Below are 16835 nucleotides of genomic sequence, written 5' to 3' on the forward strand. Positions count from 1 at the left end.
CCTGCATGACCGACAAACTCGATGCCCTGCCCGACGCCGTCGCCGCGCAGGCGTTCCGCCGCCTCGTCCGACATCTGCGCCACCGCACCGATGCGCAGAACGTCGATCTGATGGGGCTGTCGGGCTTCTGCCGCAACTGCCTGTCCGACTGGATCGAGGAGGCGGGCGACCTGTCGAAGGCGGAGGCGCGCGAGACGATCTACGGCATGCCGCAGGCGGACTGGAAGGCGCGCTACCAGACCGAGGCGACGCCCGACCAGCTCGCGCGGATGGAGGAGAGCCTCAAGCGCAACGCGGGGCGCGAAGAGGCGCTGGACGACGCGCTCGACGACAGCTTCCCGGCCAGCGACCCGCCCGCGATGACCGAACCCGGTCGCGGCTAAGGCCGGGGTTGAGCGCGACGTGGTAAACGCCTAGACGCCCGCCCCTACCGGTCGCGACCGGTATCCTTTCAGCGAATCATATGAGGGCCGCGCACCAGCCGCGGCGGGGTGGGACAATGGCGGACGAACGGCAAGAAGGCATGGGCGGCGGTCAGGTCGCAGCGGACGAACTGCGCCTGCTGATCGAGCGCGCCGAACGGCTCGAGGAAGAGAAGAAGGGCATTTCGGACGACATCAAGGACGTGATGGCCGAGGCCAAGGGCCGCGGCTACGACCCCAAGGCGATCCGCAAGATCCTCTCGATCCGCAAGAAGAAGAAGGAAGAATATCAGGAGGAGGAGGCGATCCTCGAGGTGTACATGCAGGCGCTCGGCATGATCTGATCGGCAGGCGGCTTGACCGGTCGTCCGGAGCTGTATTAATCGCATAAGTCACGTTGCGATGGAGCCTGCCCCGATGACCGCCCGTCTTGCCGCCGTCCTGATCGCCGCGACGCTCGCATCGCCCGCGACCGCGCGCGTCGCCGACACCGCGGCGGTGGAGCAGGTCGTCGACCGCTTCAACGCCGCCCGGGCGGCCTTCGACCCCGTCGCGCTCGGCGCCACGCTGGCGCCGGATTACGAGGAAATCTCGCCGGTCGGCGACGTCGACGATCGCGCCGAGGTGCTCGGTTTCTATCGTGCCGACCAGCGCAAGGCCGGACCGGCGATCCAGAGCAGCGAACGCCGCAGCGCGATCCACGGCCCGTTCGGGATCGCGACGGAGCGGCTGTCCTTCACGATGACGCGTCCCGATGGCGCGACGATGACCCGCTCGCTCCGCGCCCGCTATGTCGCGGTGCGCAGCGGCGCCGGCTGGAAGCTGGTGTCGGCGCAATATACCCCGGTGCCGCCGGCGAAATGACGATCGGGTGACGATCCTCGCGCTCTCGCTCGGCTTCGTCGCGATCAATCTGCTGACCGTGTTCGCCTTTGCGCATGACAAGGCGCGGGCCGTCTCCGGTGGCTGGCGGGTGCGCGAATCGACCTTGCTGGGCCTCGCCCTGGTCGGGGGATCGCCGGGCGCACTGTGGGCGCGGCATCGTCTGCGCCACAAGACCCGCAAGCAACCCTTCGCGACCTGTCTCGACCTGATCGCCATGGTCCATGGCGGACTTGCCGTCGGGCTGGCGACGCTGCTGATCCGATAGGTCCGGGCCGATCGTGACCGGCAGGCGGGGGAGGGCTAGGGCTGAATGGCGATTGGCCTAGGCCGCCTCGCTCGCCGCCGTCGTCCACCCCAGTCGCGGGATCGTGATCGAGCGCTTCCCGGACAGGTCGACGCGCGCGACGAACAGTTCGCGGCTCTCGATATAGCCGATCAGGCGGCGCACCCGGCCGAGCGAACTCGTGCCGTACGTCTCCGCCATCGCCGCGTCCGAGGGGCACGGCTCGCCGTTCTTCGCGGCGCGTGCGACCAGCAGGAAGGCGCCGATCATGTCGTCGGGCAGCGAATAGGCGAGTTCCATCGCCTCCGCCCATTGCGGGTCGGTGACGTCGAAGATGCCCGCGCGCGCCGCCGACAGCCGCCGGGTGAAGCCGGGCAGGTCGAGCGGCGGTTTCGCCAGCCCCGCCATCCGGCAGCGCACCTGGAAATCCTGGAACAGCACCGACGGCGGGCGCAGCGCCGAATCGCGGTCCGCGACGATCGCCTCCAGCACGGCGGCGTAAATCGCCTCGACCTCGCCGTCCGACTTGTCGGGCAGCGGCGCGAGCGTCGTCTGCTGCGACACCGGGCGTTCGATCGTGTCGAGCAGTTCGTCCGCCGGCACCCGGCGCGGCCGCGAATCGAAGCTCATCGGCAATTGCGGTGCCTCTTCCGGTGGCGGGGCGAAGATCAGCTGCTGCAGGTTCTCGGCGGGCGCGCTGGGCAGCGGCGTCAGCTTGGGGCTGCCGCTGCGCGCCGAGGTCGCGACCTGGCCGATCTTGACCGTGATCGGCCGCCGCGACACCGCCGGCCCCAGTGCGAGGAAAGTGCCGCGCGCCAGATCGCGGATCGATTCGGCCTGCCGCCGCTCCATGCCGAGCAGGTCGGCGGCGCGCGCCATGTCGATGTCGAGGAAGGTGCGCCCCATCAGGAAGTTCGACGCCTCCGCCGCGACGTTCTTGGCGAGCTTCGCCAGCCGCTGCGTCGCGATCACGCCGGCGAGGCCACGCTTGCGGCCGCGGCACATCAGGTTGGTCATCGCCGACAGCGACGCGCGCCGCACCTCTTCGGCGACCTCGCCGCCCGTCGTCGGGGCGAACAACTGCGCCTCGTCGACCACGACCAGCGCCGGATACCAATGTTCGCGCGGCGCATCGAACAGCGCCGACAGGAAGGCGGCAGCGCAGCGCATCTGCCCTTCCGCCTCCAGCCCTTCCAGGCTCAGCACGACCGAGGCGCGATGTTCGCGCAGCCGCGTCGCGATCCGCGCGATCTCCGGCACCGAATAATCCGCCGCCTCGATCACGACATGGCCGTACGGCCCGGCGAGCGTGACGAAGTCGCCCTCCGGATCGATCACCACCTGTTGCACCTGTCCCGCCGATCCTTCGAGCAGGCGGCGCAGCAGGTGCGACTTGCCCGACCCCGAATTGCCCTGGACGAGCAAGCGGGTGGCGAGCAGTTCTTCGAGGTCCATGGTCACGGGCGCGCCGCGCTCGTCGCTGCCCATGTCTACGCTGACGGTCATTGCCGGCGCGTTTGGCGTATCCGGGGGGGCGGGGGCAAGCGGTTTGCGGCGATTGCCGGTTCGGGACCGCTCCACTACGGCACCGGTCGATCCCTGCCGCCCGAGGAGGCTCCATGTCGCCGATCCCGCTCGCCGATCTCGCCCAGCGCCTGTTGCGCAAGCCCGCGCACGCGCTCGACGCGGAGGAGCGGCGGGTGCTCGACAGCATCGATGCCGGTACGATCGTCAGCCGCGACGCCGCCGACGAGGCGGATGCGCGGGCCAGTTTCGGCGAGCGCCTGTCCGACCGGGTCGCGGCGATCGGCGGCTCGTGGAGCTTCATCATCGCCTTCACCGCGGTGCTGCTCGGCTGGATGCTGCTCAATTCGGACGTGCTGGCGCATTTCGGCGCGGCGTTCGATCCCTTCCCCTACATCTTCCTCAACCTGATGCTCTCGACCGTCGCGGCGATCCAGGCGCCGGTCATCATGATGAGCCAGAACCGCCAGGCGGCGAAGGACCGGCTCGCCGCCAGCCTCGATTACGAGACCAACCTGCGGGCCGAACTCGACATCCTGCGCCTGCACCAGAAGCTCGACGGCGTCGTGCTCGACCGGCTCACCGCGCTGGAGGAAAAGATCGACAGGCTGGCGAACCGCGCGCCCGCGCCCTAAGGACGTGCCATTATTCGCTAGAGGCAGTCATGGCAGGCCATTCCAAGTTCAAGAACATCATGCACCGCAAGGGCGCGCAGGATAAGAAGCGCTCGGGCATGTTCTCCAAGCTTTCCCGCGAAATCACCGTCGCGGCGAAGATGGGTCTTCCCGATCCCGACATGAACCCGCGCCTGCGCGCTGCGGTCAACGCCGCCAAGGCGCAGTCGGTCCCCAAGGACAATATCCAGCGCGCGATCGACAAGGCGTCGAAGGGCGATACCGAGAATTACGAGGAAATCCGCTACGAGGGCTTCGGCCCGGGCGGCGTCAGCCTCATCATCGAGGCGCTGTCCGACAACCGCAACCGCACCGCGACCAACGTCCGCACCGCGGTATCCAAGAACGGCGGCAACCTCGGCGCGAGCGGCTCGGTCAGCCATGCGTTCGATCGCGTCGGCCTCATCAGCTACCCCGCCGCCGCCGGTAACGCCGAAACGGTGTTCGAGGCGGCGCTGGAAGCGGGGGCCGAGGACGTGACCTCGTCCGAGGACGGCCACGAGATCTGGACCGCGGTCGGCGACCTGCACGAAGTCGCCAAGGCGCTCGAGCCGGTGCTCGGCGAACCCGAAGGCGCCAAGCTCGCCTGGCGCCCGCAGACGATGGTGTCGGTCGACGAAGGCGATGCGGCGACCCTGTTCAAGCTGATCGACACGCTCGACGACGACGACGACGTGCAGACCGTGTGGGGCAATTACGAGGTGTCCGACGAGGTGATGGAGAAGCTGGGCTGACGTTTTTGGGTTCACGCGGAGACGCGGAGACGCGGAGGGCTGCGTTTGCGGCTCCTGGCTTCCGCGCGAGCCGGCCTCGGCACCGTTTGGCGATGGTGGATCACGATCGCCGCGGCCACCTCCTCATCGCGTCTTCGCGTCTTCGTGCGTGTTTCTCTTCCTTCGGTCTTGTCCCGAAAGATGAGATTCACGCGAAGGCGCGAAGGCGCGACGAGGTTTTGCGCGCAGAGGCGCGAAGGGCGCAGAGACTGTTGCGGTCCGGGCTGGCGTCGCACCCTTGCAATGGTGTTGTAAGGGCCGCTGGCGCGGCATTACGTCCTCCGCGTTCTCTGCGCCTCTGCGCGCCAAACACCGTCTTCTTCGCGTCTCCGCACCTCCGCGTGAACCCATGATCATCCTCGGCCTCGATCCCGGGCTCGGCACCACCGGGTGGGGCGTCATCCATGCCGACGGCAACCGGTTGCGGCATATCGCCAACGGCCAGATCCGGACCGATCCGTCGATGGCGCTCCCCCGGCGCCTGTCGAACCTGCACGCCGCGCTGATCGACGTGATCCTCGCCGAGCGTCCCGACGGCGCCGCGGTCGAGGAGGTGCTGGGCAACACCAACGCGCAATCCACCCTGAAGCTCGGCCAGGCGCGCGGGGTGGTGCTGCTCGCCGCCGCCGCCAGCGGATTGCACATCGGCGAATATCATCCCTCGACCGTCAAGAAGGCGGTCGTCGGCACCGGCGGCGCGGAAAAGCGCCAGATCCAGGCGATGATGGCCGTGCTGCTGCCCGGCGCGAAGCTGGCCGGGCCCGACGCCGCCGACGCGCTCGCGGTGGCGATCACGCACGCGCATCATCTTGCCTCTGCCCAGGGCATGGCGCGCCGCGCTAGGGTGACCGCATGATCGCACACCTCAAGGGCCGGCTCGATTCGACCGGCATCGACTATGTCGTGATCGACGTCGGCGGCGTCGGCTATTTCGTCGGCGCCTCGGCGCGCACGCTTGCCGCGATCGGCCCGGTCGGCGAGGCGGCGATGCTGCACACCGAGATGCTGGTCGCCGAGGATTCGATCCGCCTCGTCGGCTTCGCCCGCGCGGAGGAGCGCGACTGGTTCCGCCTGCTCACGGGCGTGCAGGGGGTGGGATCGCGCGTCGCGTTGGCGATCCTGTCGGCGCTCGACACGGCCGAGATCGCGCGCGCCGTATCGGCGCAGGACAAGGCGATGGTCGCACGCGCCAACGGCGTCGGCCCCAAGCTCGCCGAGCGGATCGTCCGCGAGCTGAAGGACAAGGTCGGTACCGTCGCATTGGGCCCCGCAGCAGCCGCGCAGGTCATGCCGGCCGGCGCCGCCGCGGATGCGGTGTCGGCGCTGCTCAACCTCGGCTTCCGTCCTGCCGAGGCGGCGAGTGCGGTGGGCGCGGCAGAGGAAGACCTCGGCCCCGCGGCGACGCTCGACGCGCTGGTGCGGCTGGCGCTGCGCAAGGCGGCGAAGTAGCGTCGGCCTCGCTGGACGCTCCGACGAAACGGGACTATATCGGGAACATGGCGCAGCTCACCATCTCGATGCCCGATGCGTTGCAGGAATGGGTGGACACGCGCATCGCGCAAGGGCGCTATGCCGATGCTGCCGATTATTTGCGCGACCTCGTACGGCTCGACCAGCGCTCCGACGACCGGCTTTGGCTGAAGGCGATGATTGACGAGGGACTGGCGTCGGGTGTCCTCGATCAGGACCCGCGCGACGTCGTCGCCGAGATCATTGCCGAAGATCCCGACCTTGCGTGACTAGGTTGCGGACCGCGCCGGCCGCGCGAGAGGATATCCGCGACATCCGGGCGTACAGCAAGGCGCGGTTCGGCGCACGGGTCGCGCGAGACTATCTCGAAGGCCTGAGCGCAACCTTCGGTCGTCTGGCGGAGCGCCCCCATGCGGGGGTAAGCGAAAGCGCACTGGCTATCGGTATGCGCAGCATCGTCTATCGATCCCATCGTATCTATTATCTTCTGGAAGGTGACGATCTGCTCGTGGTCCGTATTCTTCATCACGCGCGGGACGTTTCGGGCGCGTTCGGCACGACCCAATGACCGACGATCGCCTCCTCACCGCCAGCCGCCGTCCCGAGGACGTCGATGCGGCGCTGCGGCCGCGCAGTCTCGACGAATTCGTCGGGCAGCAGGCGGCGCGCGAGAATCTGCGCGTGTTCATCGAGGCGGCGCGGCAGCGCGGCGATGCGCTCGACCATGTCCTGTTCTTCGGCCCGCCGGGGCTCGGCAAGACGACGCTGGCGCAGATCATCGCGCGCGAGATGGGCGTCGGCTTCCGCGCCACGTCCGGCCCGGTGATCGCCAAGTCGGGCGACCTCGCCGCCCTGCTCACCAATCTCGAGGACGGCGACGTGCTGTTCATCGACGAGATCCACCGCCTGCAACCCGCGGTCGAGGAGGTGCTGTACCCGGCGATGGAGGATCGCGCGCTCGACCTGATGATCGGCGAGGGGCCGTCGGCGCGCAGCGTGCGGATCGACCTGCCCAAGTTCACGCTGGTCGGCGCGACGACGCGGCAGGGCTTGCTGACGACGCCGCTGCGCGACCGCTTCGGCATTCCCGTCCGCCTGCAATTCTACACGGTCGAGGAACTGACCCGCGTCGTCACCCGCGCGGCCGGGCTGCTCGATCTCGGCATCGCCCCCGATGGCGCCAGCGAGATCGCCCGTCGCGCGCGCGGCACCCCGCGCATCGCCGGCCGCCTGCTGCGCCGGGTGCGCGACTTCGCCAATGTCGCCGGCACGCCGACCGTCGATCGCATCGCCGCCGACCGCGCGCTCAACCGGCTGGAGGTCGACGCGCTCGGCCTCGACGCGATGGACCGGCGCTACCTCCACATGATCGCGGACATCTACCGCGGCGGGCCGGTGGGCGTCGAAACGCTCGCCGCCGGCCTGTCCGAACCGCGCGACACGATCGAGGAGGTGATCGAACCCTATTTGATCCAGCTCGGCCTCGTCGCGCGCACCGCGCGCGGCCGCGTGCTCAACGCCGGCGGCTGGAAGCATCTCGGCCTCAATCCGCCCGCCGGATCGCAGGACGGCCTGTTCGACGCGCCCTGACCGGACTTTCATACCGCCCCCAACACAATGTTGCGTGGCACCCGGGCCTCGCATCTGTTAGCCCTGCCGCCATGCCCAGTTCGGCCGCCGCCTCCGCCCGCGAAATCCTCACCCGTCTCCACGACGTCATGGCCGGCCGCAACCCGGCGCAGGCGAAGCTGAACGCCGTCGTCGGCATCATCGCCGAGGCGATGGATAGCGAGGTCTGCTCGATCTATCTGCTGCGCGAGGGCGTGCTCGAACTGTTCGCCACCCGCGGGCTCGACCAGGCGGCGGTGCACGTCACCAAGCTGGCGCTGGGCGAGGGCCTGGTCGGTTCGATCGCCGAGGATGTCGAGGTGCTCAACCTCGACGAGGCCGCCAGCCACCCCGATTTCGCCTACAAGCCCGAGACGGGGGAGGAACGCTACCACAGCTTCGCCGGCGTGCCGATCATCCGCCGCGAACGCGCGGTCGGGGTGCTCGCGGTGCAGCACAGCGAGCAGCGCAAATATCAGGACGTCGAGATCGAGGCGTTGCAGACCGTCGCGATGGTCCTGTCCGAACTGATCGCCAACGCCGGGCTGATCGACGCCGCGGGCGCCGGCACCAACCGTCCCCAGTCGACCGCCGCGGTCCGCCTGCCCGGGCAGAAGCTGGTCGAGGGCATGGCCTCGGGCCATGCGGTGTTCCACCAGCCGCGGATCGTCGTCGAACATACCGTCGCCGAGGATACCGATGCGGAGCGCCACCGCGTCTATGCCGCGTTCGACAAGATGCGCGAACAGATCGACCGGATGACGCGAGAGGCGGAATTCGGCGTCGGCGGCGAGCATGAGGAGGTCCTGCAGACCTACAAGATGTTCGCCTATGACGAGGGCTGGGCGCGGCGGATCAACGAGGCGATCGACAGCGGGCTGACCGCCGAGGCGGCGATCGAGCGCGTCCAGCAGCGCACGCGCCAGCGCATGCGCCAGATCGACGATCCGCTGCTCGCCGACCGGATGCACGATCTGGAGGATCTCGCCAACCGGCTGCTCCGCATCGTCTCGGGCCAGATGGGGACGGCGGCGCAGATGGGCTTGCGGCAGGACACGATCCTGATCGCGCGCAATCTCGGCCCCGCCGAACTGCTCGAATATGACAAGCGCCGGCTGAAGGGGGTGATCCTCGAGGAAGGGTCGCTGACCGCGCATGTCACCATCGTCGCGCGGGCGATGGGGGTGCCGGTGCTCGGCCGCGTCCGCGACGTCCGCCGGCTGATCGCGGAGGGCGACCTGCTGCTGCTCGATTCGGTCGCGGGCAACGTCTTCGTCCGCCCGTCGTCGGGAATGGAAGAGGCATTCGAATCGAAACTGGCGCTCCGCCAGAAGCGCAAGGCCGCCTTCGCCGCGCTGCGCGACGTGCCGCCGGTGACGAAGGACGGCCATCGCGTCACCCTGATGGTCAACGCCGGCCTGCGCGACGACGTCGCCGCGCTCGACATCACCGGCGCGGACGGGATCGGCCTGTTCCGCACCGAATTCCAGTTCCTCGTATCGGCGACGCTGCCGCAGCGCGAACGCCAGCAGCGCCTCTACAAGGAGGTGCTGGATGCCGCCGGCGACCGCCCGGTGATCTTCCGCACCGTCGACATCGGTGGTGACAAGGCCTTGCCCTATCTCAACAAGGAGGATGCGGACGAGGAGAATCCGGCGATGGGCTGGCGCGCGTTGCGGCTCGCGCTCGATCGCGACGGCCTGATGAAGGTGCAGGCGCGCGCGCTGATCGAGGCGGCGTCGGGCCGCACGCTCAACGTCATGTTCCCGATGGTGTCGGAGGCGTGGGAGTTCGCCGAGGCGAAGGCGCTGTTCGAGGCGCAGCGGGCGTGGCTCGGCGCGCGCGGCCGCCGCCTGCCGCTCGAGATCCGCTATGGCGCGATGCTCGAGGTGCCGGCGCTCGCCGAACAGCTCGACCTGCTGCTGCCGGAGATCGATTTCCTGTCGGTCGGCACCAACGACCTGACGCAATTCCTGTTCGCCGCCGATCGCGCCAATCCGCGCCTCGCCGAACGCTACGACTGGCTGAGCCCGTCGATCCTGCGCTTCCTGTCGCGGGTGATCGGGCCGTGCCGCGAGGCCGGGGTCGCGCTCGCCGTCTGTGGCGAGATGGGCGGGCGGCCGGTCGAGGCGATGGCGCTGATCGGGCTCGGGATCGACCGCCTGTCGATCACGCCGGCGGCGATCGGCCCGATCAAGGCGATGGTCCGCAGCCTCGATCACGCCGCGCTCACCGCCTTCGTCGCGCAGCTGATCGCGCGTCCGCCACGCGACATGCGCGGGGCGCTGACCGACTGGGCGGTGCAAAGCGGCGTCGATCTGGCCTGAAAGGCCGTCGAACCGGGCGGCGCTCACGTTGACTTGCAGCAAGGCATCGGGGAATGTCGCCGACGTCAGCGATCCGCAGCACTCCCTTGGAGACACGAATGGACGAGGTCGATCCCGGCCAGCCCAACCCGAACACCGTTCCGCCGGCCCGGCCGGGGGAGCGGTTGCGTGATGCGCGCGAGAGCAGGGGACTGAGTCTGGCGGAAGTCGCCGCGCGCACCCGCGTGCCGCAGCGGCATCTGGAGGCGCTGGAGGCGGGCGATTACGCCGCGTTGCCGTCGCCGACCTATGCGATGGGCTTTTCCAAGGCCTATGCCCGCGCGGTCGGCATCGACGAGGTCGTCATCGCGCAGGAGGTGCGGCGCGATCTCGACCGGCTCGGGCCGCGCCGCCCGGAATATGTTCCGTACGAAACCGCCGATCCCGCCCGCGTGCCGTCGCGGGGCGTGGCGATCCTCGGCGTCGGCGTCGCGCTCGCGGTGCTGATCCTCGTCGGCCTGTGGTACGGCACCAGCCTGTTCCAGCCGGGCAGCGGCACGCCCGCCGCCAGCGAGACGGTGGTCGCGCAGACGATCGCCCCGACGCCGACGCCCGCCGCCACCCCGGCGGCGCCGACCGGTGGCCAGGTGGTGCTGACCGCCAGCGACGAGGTGTGGCTGCGCGTCTACGACGCCGACAATGCGACGCTGTATCTCGGCACGATGAAGCCCGGCGAGACGTTCACCGTCCCGGCCGGCGCCAACGATCCGAAGATCAACGTCGGCCGCCCGGACAAGCTCGCGGTGACGCTCAACGGCTCGGCGATCCCGCCGCTCGGCGACGGATCGCGCGCGATCAAGGACGTACGGGTCAGCGGCGAGGCGATCGCCGCGCGGCTCGCCGGCCAGCCCGAGGCCGCCGCCACGCCGGCGGCGGCGACGGCCGAGCGTACCCCGACGCGCGCCGCCTCGACGCGGCCCGCGCGCAGCGAGCGCCGTCCGGCGCTCAGCGAGACGCAGCGTGCCAACCTCCAGTCGTCGCAGGAACCGGCGGCGACGGGCAATTCTTCCGCGCCTTAAGGCTGGCGACAGCTAGGCGGATGCAGCTATGACGGCGCTTCGTAAACCTGACACGCGCCGGGGGGTGCCCAAGACCATGCGTACGATCATCTGGGCGCTCGCCGCCGCCACGTCTCTGGTTCCCGTCGCCGCGGTGGCGCAGAGCAATGTCGAGGGCCGCGTCGGCAAGCTCGAAAGCGAGATGCGCGCGGTGCAGCGCAAGGTCTTTCCGGGCGGCGCCGGCCAGTATCTCCAGCCCGAGATCTCGCGGCCCGATACGCCGCAGGCCGCCGGCGGCAGCCCCGCGACCAGCGCGGTCGCCGACCTGACCAGCCGCGTCACCGCGCTGGAGCAGCAGATGGCGGGGATGACCGACCAGATCGAGCAGACGGGCTACAAGGTCCGCCAGCTGCAGGACCAGTTCGACGCCTACAAGCGCAGCACCGATGCGCGGCTCGCCGGCCTCGCCGCGACGCCGGCGCTGGCGACCACCCCCGCCTCGACGCCGCTCGGCGAGGACGAGGCGGCGGCCGGCGCGACGACGCGCCCGACCCGGACGCCGCCACGCGGCACCGCGACGCCCCGCCCGGTGGCGACGCCCGCGACCGTGGTCGACACCGCGGAGGATAGCGCACCGGTAACCGGCGCCAAGGTCGACAAGCCCGCGACCGGCGACACGCCCGAGGACGAATATCTGTACGGCTATCGCCTGTGGGCGGCGAAGCAATATCCGCAGGCCGAGGCGCAGCTGAAGAAGGTGGTCGCCACCTATCCCAAGCACCGCCGCGCCAGCTATGCGCAGAACCTGCTCGGTCGCGCCTATCTCGACGAGGGCAAGCCGAGCCTCGCGTCGATGGCCTTCTACGACAATTACAAGAAGATGCCCGACGGCGAGCGCGCGCCCGACAGCCTCTATTATCTCGCCCAGGCGCTGATGAAGCTCAACAAGCCGGCCGATGCGTGCAAGGTGTACGGCGAGCTCACCGACGTCTACGGCAGCAAGGTTTCCGGACAGATGAAGGCCGATGTCGAGAAGGGCCGTACCGCCGCCAAGTGCAAGTGAGCCGCTGGCCGCGCAGGCCGACCGGTTCCGCCACGACCTGATCCGCACGCTGGGGCATGAGCCCCGCGGCGCGCTGCTCGTCGCCGTGTCCGGCGGCCCGGACAGCATGGCGATGCTGACGCTCGCCGCCGCCGCCTTCCCGGGCGGCGTCCACGCCGCGACGGTCGATCACCGGCTGCGCGCGGACGCCGCGACGGAGGCGGCGATGGTGGCAGCGCATTGCGTGCGCCTTGCCGTTCCTCATGCGACGCTCGTCCCCGCGCAGCCGATCGCCGGCGCCAGCATCCAGGCGGCGGCGCGCCACGCCCGCTACGCCCTGCTCGCCGACCATGCGCGCGCGATTCCGGCGGAGGCGCTGGCGACCGCGCATCACGTCGACGACCAGGCCGAAACCTTCCTGATGCGCGCCGCGCGCGGATCGGGCATCGCCGGTCTTGCCGGGGTGCGGGCGCGCACGACGATCGGCGCGGTGACGGTGATCCGGCCGCTGCTCGACTGGCGCCGCGCCGAGCTGCGCGCGATCGTCCGTCGGGCGGAGGTGCCGTTCGTCGACGATCCCTCCAACCTCGACCCGGCGCATGACCGCACCCGCTTCCGCCGCCTGCTCGACGCCAACGAATGGCTCGGCCCGCCGCAGATCGCCCGCTCCGCGGCGGCGCTGGCGGAGGCGGACGGCGACGTCCGCGCGATCGTCGACTGGCTGTGGTCCAGCCGCGCGACGATCGCCGGTCCGGTCGTGCGCGTCGACGTCGCCGACCTGCCACGCGAACTCACCCGTCGCCTCGCCCGCCGCGCGATCGGGCTGGTGATCGAGACGGCGGGGATCGCCGCGCCCCGGTGGAGCGAATCGGCGAATATCGAATCGTTGCTCGACGCGGTGGCGGCGGGAAAGCGCGCGACGCAGGCCGGGGTCGTAGTCGGTCCGCAGGGCGGCGCATGGCGCTTCCGCCCCGCCCCGGCGCGCCGTTCGGGCTGATCGACGCCGGGCGTTCGCCAAATCGCCCGGATTCCTCGCCGGGCACCACGAATCCGGGCGTCCGTTCCATTGCCATTAACCCGCATGCGCTTATCTTGGCCGGATGAACGACAACGACAAGCAGCCCCCGAACGGCAGCGGGAACGACGGCGGCAATAACGGCGGCGGCAGCCCTTGGATGAAGAGCCTGCTCATCTGGGTCGGCATCCTGCTCGCGCTCGCGCTGTTCGTGACCATGTTCGACGGCCGCACCAGCGCCGGCGCCGGCAATACGGTCGCCTATTCGAAGTTCCTCGACCAGGTCGACGAAGGCACCGTGAAGGATGTCGCGATCAGCCGCGACGTCATCACCGGCACCTATTCCAGCGGCGACAAGTTCCGGACCTATCCGATCCAGGACCCGACGCTGGTGCCGCACCTGCGCGAAAAGAACGTGACGATCGCGGCCAAGCCCGACGAGGGCACGTCGATGTGGATGCTGCTGCTCTATCAGTCGCTGCCGTTCCTGCTGTTCCTCGGCATCGCCTTCTTCGTGCTCAAGCAGATGCAGAAGAACACCGGTGGCGGTGCCATGGGCTTCGGCAAGAGCCGGGCCCGCATGCTGACGCAGAAGGAAGGCAAGGTCACCTTCGACGACGTCGCCGGCATCGACGAGGCGCGCTCGGAACTGACCGAGATCGTCGACTTCCTCAAGGACCCGACCAAGTTCGCGCGCCTCGGCGGCAAGATCCCGAAGGGCGCGTTGCTGGTCGGTTCGCCTGGCACCGGCAAGACGCTGCTCGCCCGCGCGATTGCGGGTGAGGCGGGCGTGCCGTTCTTCACCATCTCGGGCTCGGACTTCGTCGAGATGTTCGTCGGCGTCGGCGCATCGCGCGTCCGAGACATGTTCGAACAGGCAAAGAAGTCGGCGCCGTGCATCGTCTTCATCGACGAAATCGACGCGGTCGGCCGTCATCGCGGCGCCGGCCTCGGCAACGGCAACGACGAACGCGAACAGACGCTCAACCAGCTGCTGGTCGAGATGGACGGGTTCGAGGCCAACGAGGGCATCATCATCGTCGCGGCGACCAACCGTCCCGACGTGCTCGATCCCGCTTTGCTGCGTCCCGGCCGCTTCGACCGCCAGGTCGTCGTGCCGCGCCCGGATATCGAGGGCCGGATCAAGATCCTCGAAGTCCATATGAAGAAGGTGCCGCTGGCGCCCGACGTCGACGCCCGCGTCATCGCGCGCGGCACGCCGGGCTTCTCCGGTGCCGATCTCGCCAACCTCGTCAACGAGGCGGCACTGACCGGCGCGCGCAAGGGCAAGCGCCTCGTCGCGATGGCCGAGTTCGAGGAAGCCAAGGACAAGGTCATGATGGGCGCCGAGCGCCGGTCCATGGTCATGACCGAGGACGAAAAGCGGATGACCGCCTATCACGAGGCGGGCCACGCGATCGTCTCGATCCACGAACAGGCGTCGGACCCGATCCACAAGGCGACGATCATCCCGCGCGGGCGTGCGCTCGGCATGGTCATGCGTCTGCCGGAACGCGACAGCTACAGCTACCATCGCGACAAGATGTACGCGAACCTCGCGGTGGCGATGGGCGGCCGCGTCGCCGAAGAGATCATCTTCGGCTACGACAAGGTGTCGTCCGGCGCGTCCGGCGATATCCAGTACGCCACCGGTCTCGCCCGCGACATGGTGACCAAATGGGGCATGTCGGACAAGGTCGGTCCGGTCGAATATGCCCAACCGGAGGGCGAATCCTTCCTCGGCTATTCCTCGTCGCAGCCGGTCCGCATGTCGAATGCGACCGCACAGCTGATCGACGACGAGATCAAGGGCATCGTCGAGGGCGGGCTGACCCGCGCCAAGCAGCTGCTGACCGAGCATGTCGACCAGCTTCATCTGCTCGCCGGCGCTCTGCTCGAATATGAGACGCTGTCCGGCGACGAGATCAAGAAGCTGATCGCCGGCGAGGAAATCGGTCGTCCCGATCCCTCGGGCCCCAAGTCGAGCGTGCCGCGCGCCGGCACCTCGATCCCCAAGACCCGTCGTCCGGGCGGCCCGTTCGGCACGCCGGCACCGCTCGGCGCCTGATCCTCTTTCGGCGGCGCGGTTCATCGCGCCGTCAGCCGGATGCGATTAATTGGCGGCATTCCACCCGGAGTGCCGCCGATGTCGCGTAAAGTCCTGATCGCCCCCGCAATCGTCCTCAGCCTGATCTCGCTCGGGATCGCCGCCCCCGCCTCCGCCGCGATGACGGTCGCGACCTTCCTGACCCGGGCGGCACCGTTGCGCGCCAATCCGTTCACCGCGCTGACCAACCCCGATTATCGGGTCCTCAAGGCGGAGGCGGACGCCGCGACCCGGCAGTTGCGGGCCGAGGGCGCGGCGCGCGTCGCCGCGGGCAAGCGCCCGATCGCCTGCATGCCCGATGGCGAAAAGATCGGCATCCTCCAGATGCTCGGCGGCCTCGACGCGCTGTCCCCGGCGGAGAAGCGGCTGCCGCTCAAGGACGGCTATGCGAAGGTGCTGGCCAAGACCTACCCCTGCTGATCTCGCCTGTTGGTCCCCGGCCGGGATAACCCGCTGGACGATCGCCGGAAAACACCCCGGCCTGTCCTGCACCGGCCGGCGCCGCCACACCTGCCAGCGAATGTTTCGCCGAGGCGTTCATGTTGCCCATGGTGCCGCGTCCGTTGTGGTTCAGTCGGTCAGCCCGTGCAGGGTCAGCAGCACGAGGAACAGCAACAGCGCCGTCCAGGCGAAGACGAGCAGGACCGCGGTCCGCCACGCCGCCGATCGCTTGCGCAGCGAATAGGCGCCGCGCAATTGCCGGAACATGTGCACCGGCGGCAGCACATAGACCGCCAGCACCAGCCAGCCCGCGCTCACCCCGACGACGCCCGCCAGCATCAGCGCGATGACCATCAGCATCATGAAGGCGAGGCTGTAGGTGACGAAGATCGCATGATCGTACAGCCCGAACCGCCGCCGCCACAGGAACAGCAGCGCGACGAGCGGCGTCGAGATCGGGATCAGCAGCCAGCTGTATTTGTACGTGCTGGTCTGGAGCTTGTAGAGCGCGAGGCCGGGATTCTTGTTCGCCTTGTCGATGCCGTGATCGAGCGACACCCAGCCGGTCTTGAACGTGGTCAGCTTGAAATCGGTGTCCGATGTGTCGCCCGCCTGCGTCTGCTTCAGCGCATCCCGCGTGGTGCGCAACGCGGTGATCTCGCGGTCGATCTCCACCGTCGGCCTGCCCGCCGCGACCATTTTGGCGCGCTGCCCCTCCGCCTTCTCCAGTGCCGCCTCGGCCTTTTCCACGCCGCGGGCGAAGCCGACCATGTTGCGGCTCATCGATTCGGGCGACACCGCCTCGGCGATGTCCCCGCCCAGCGCGCTGATCGTCGCGAACATCAGGAAGACGGTGAACAGGAACAACGCCAGCGGCGACACGAACCGCGCCCGCTCGCCCGCGATATAGCGGCGGGTCAGGTCGCCCGGCCGCCACAGCAGCATCGGCAGCGTCCGCCAGATCTTGCCCTCGAAATGGAAGACGCCGTGCGCGATCTCATGGCCGATTGCGCCGACCGATCGATGGACGTGCGCCGATTGCCCGCAGGCATGGCAATGCGCCCCGATCAGGCGCGTTCCGCAATTGAGGCACAGGGCCCCATGCGCCTGGCCGGAGCCTTCCCCCGCGTGCGGCTCCACCGACCGGGCGGCGAGCGCACCCGTGATGAAATCCCCTGCTGCTGTGATATCCCCCGACATAAGCGCGAGCCTAGCAATCCTCCGATC

General features: G+C 69.3%; 19 protein-coding genes. 17 read left to right on the forward strand and 2 right to left on the reverse strand.

From position 1 onward, the window contains the following. The first annotated feature begins 5 nt into the window (after positions 1-5). The 4 genes from AC1RTO_RS14835 to AC1RTO_RS14850 all read left to right on the forward strand — a co-directional run bounded on the left by AC1RTO_RS14835 (position 6) and on the right by AC1RTO_RS14850 (position 1572). Positions 6-383, forward strand: coding sequence for a DUF1244 domain-containing protein (locus tag AC1RTO_RS14835; protein WP_493161559.1), 378 nt, complete (start codon positions 6-8; stop codon positions 381-383). Positions 384-499: 116 nt separating this feature from the next. Further along, positions 500-766, forward strand: a complete 267-nt coding sequence (locus AC1RTO_RS14840) for a DUF2312 domain-containing protein (RefSeq protein WP_230631800.1) — start codon at positions 500-502, stop codon at positions 764-766. A 73-nt stretch (positions 767-839) separates the two neighbouring features. Continuing rightward, positions 840-1286, forward strand: a complete 447-nt coding sequence (locus AC1RTO_RS14845) for a nuclear transport factor 2 family protein (RefSeq protein ID WP_493161560.1) — start codon at positions 840-842, stop codon at positions 1284-1286. Between the two features lie 7 nt (positions 1287-1293). Beyond that, the gene (locus tag AC1RTO_RS14850; protein WP_493161561.1) at positions 1294-1572 is read left to right on the forward strand and encodes a DUF1294 domain-containing protein; all 279 of its coding nucleotides are present in this window, start codon (positions 1294-1296) and stop codon (positions 1570-1572) included. A gap of 57 nt (positions 1573-1629) precedes the next feature. Here AC1RTO_RS14850 and AC1RTO_RS14855 read toward each other — a convergent pair whose 3' ends face one another. After that, positions 1630-3096, reverse strand: coding sequence for an ATP-binding protein (locus tag AC1RTO_RS14855; protein ID WP_493161562.1), 1467 nt, complete (start codon positions 3094-3096; stop codon positions 1630-1632). A 113-nt stretch (positions 3097-3209) separates the two neighbouring features. Between AC1RTO_RS14855 and AC1RTO_RS14860 the strand changes: the two genes are divergently transcribed. The 13 genes from AC1RTO_RS14860 (at position 3210) to AC1RTO_RS14920 (ending at position 15587) form a co-directional block, all read left to right on the forward strand. After that, a complete protein-coding gene (locus AC1RTO_RS14860; protein WP_493161563.1) occupies positions 3210-3749 on the forward strand; it encodes a DUF1003 domain-containing protein in 540 nt (179 codons plus the stop codon). Between the two features lie 29 nt (positions 3750-3778). Continuing rightward, on the forward strand, positions 3779-4522 hold the full coding sequence (locus AC1RTO_RS14865) for a YebC/PmpR family DNA-binding transcriptional regulator (RefSeq protein ID WP_493161564.1): 744 nt from the start codon (positions 3779-3781) through the stop codon (positions 4520-4522). Positions 4523-4910: 388 nt separating this feature from the next. Beyond that, positions 4911-5417, forward strand: coding sequence for a crossover junction endodeoxyribonuclease RuvC (ruvC, locus tag AC1RTO_RS14870; RefSeq protein WP_493161565.1), 507 nt, complete (start codon positions 4911-4913; stop codon positions 5415-5417). Then, positions 5414-6010, forward strand: coding sequence for a Holliday junction branch migration protein RuvA (gene ruvA, locus AC1RTO_RS14875; RefSeq protein WP_493161566.1), 597 nt, complete (start codon positions 5414-5416; stop codon positions 6008-6010). The genes ruvC and ruvA overlap by 4 nt, the downstream gene beginning before the upstream one ends. Before the next feature lie 47 nt (positions 6011-6057). Next, positions 6058-6300: a type II toxin-antitoxin system ParD family antitoxin gene (locus AC1RTO_RS14880; protein WP_493161567.1), complete on the forward strand. Its 243-nt coding sequence runs from the start codon at positions 6058-6060 to the stop codon at positions 6298-6300. 5 nt (positions 6301-6305) lie between these two features. Then, positions 6306-6599, forward strand: coding sequence for a type II toxin-antitoxin system RelE/ParE family toxin (locus AC1RTO_RS14885; protein ID WP_493161568.1), 294 nt, complete (start codon positions 6306-6308; stop codon positions 6597-6599). After that, positions 6596-7621 (forward strand): Holliday junction branch migration DNA helicase RuvB, encoded by a 1026-nt coding sequence (gene ruvB, locus AC1RTO_RS14890; RefSeq protein ID WP_493161569.1) that lies wholly within the window; start codon positions 6596-6598, stop codon positions 7619-7621. Before AC1RTO_RS14885 ends, ruvB begins: the two co-directional genes overlap by 4 nt. Before the next feature lie 71 nt (positions 7622-7692). After that, positions 7693-9966 (forward strand): phosphoenolpyruvate--protein phosphotransferase, encoded by a 2274-nt coding sequence (gene ptsP / locus AC1RTO_RS14895; RefSeq protein ID WP_493161570.1) that lies wholly within the window; start codon positions 7693-7695, stop codon positions 9964-9966. Between the two features lie 98 nt (positions 9967-10064). Then, a complete protein-coding gene (locus tag AC1RTO_RS14900) occupies positions 10065-11024 on the forward strand; it encodes a helix-turn-helix domain-containing protein (RefSeq protein WP_493161571.1) in 960 nt (319 codons plus the stop codon). Between the two features lie 76 nt (positions 11025-11100). Further along, positions 11101-12066 (forward strand): hypothetical protein, encoded by a 966-nt coding sequence (locus AC1RTO_RS14905; RefSeq protein ID WP_493161572.1) that lies wholly within the window; start codon positions 11101-11103, stop codon positions 12064-12066. Beyond that, a complete protein-coding gene (gene tilS / locus AC1RTO_RS14910) occupies positions 12029-13042 on the forward strand; it encodes a tRNA lysidine(34) synthetase TilS (RefSeq protein WP_493161573.1) in 1014 nt (337 codons plus the stop codon). The genes AC1RTO_RS14905 and tilS overlap by 38 nt, the downstream gene beginning before the upstream one ends. A 103-nt stretch (positions 13043-13145) precedes the next feature. Further along, complete coding sequence (gene ftsH / locus AC1RTO_RS14915; RefSeq protein ID WP_493161574.1) at positions 13146-15128, forward strand: ATP-dependent zinc metalloprotease FtsH; 1983 nt, start codon at positions 13146-13148, stop codon at positions 15126-15128. A gap of 78 nt (positions 15129-15206) precedes the next feature. Beyond that, on the forward strand, positions 15207-15587 hold the full coding sequence (locus AC1RTO_RS14920) for a hypothetical protein (RefSeq protein ID WP_493161575.1): 381 nt from the start codon (positions 15207-15209) through the stop codon (positions 15585-15587). Between the two features lie 150 nt (positions 15588-15737). On the opposite strand, the gene AC1RTO_RS14925 is transcribed toward AC1RTO_RS14920, so the two are convergent. After that, positions 15738-16808 (reverse strand): DUF3667 domain-containing protein, encoded by a 1071-nt coding sequence (locus AC1RTO_RS14925; protein ID WP_493161576.1) that lies wholly within the window; start codon positions 16806-16808, stop codon positions 15738-15740. Positions 16809-16835 lie beyond the last annotated feature (27 nt).

This window comes from Sphingomonas sp. GW821-FHT10F09 (genome assembly GCF_058809195.1).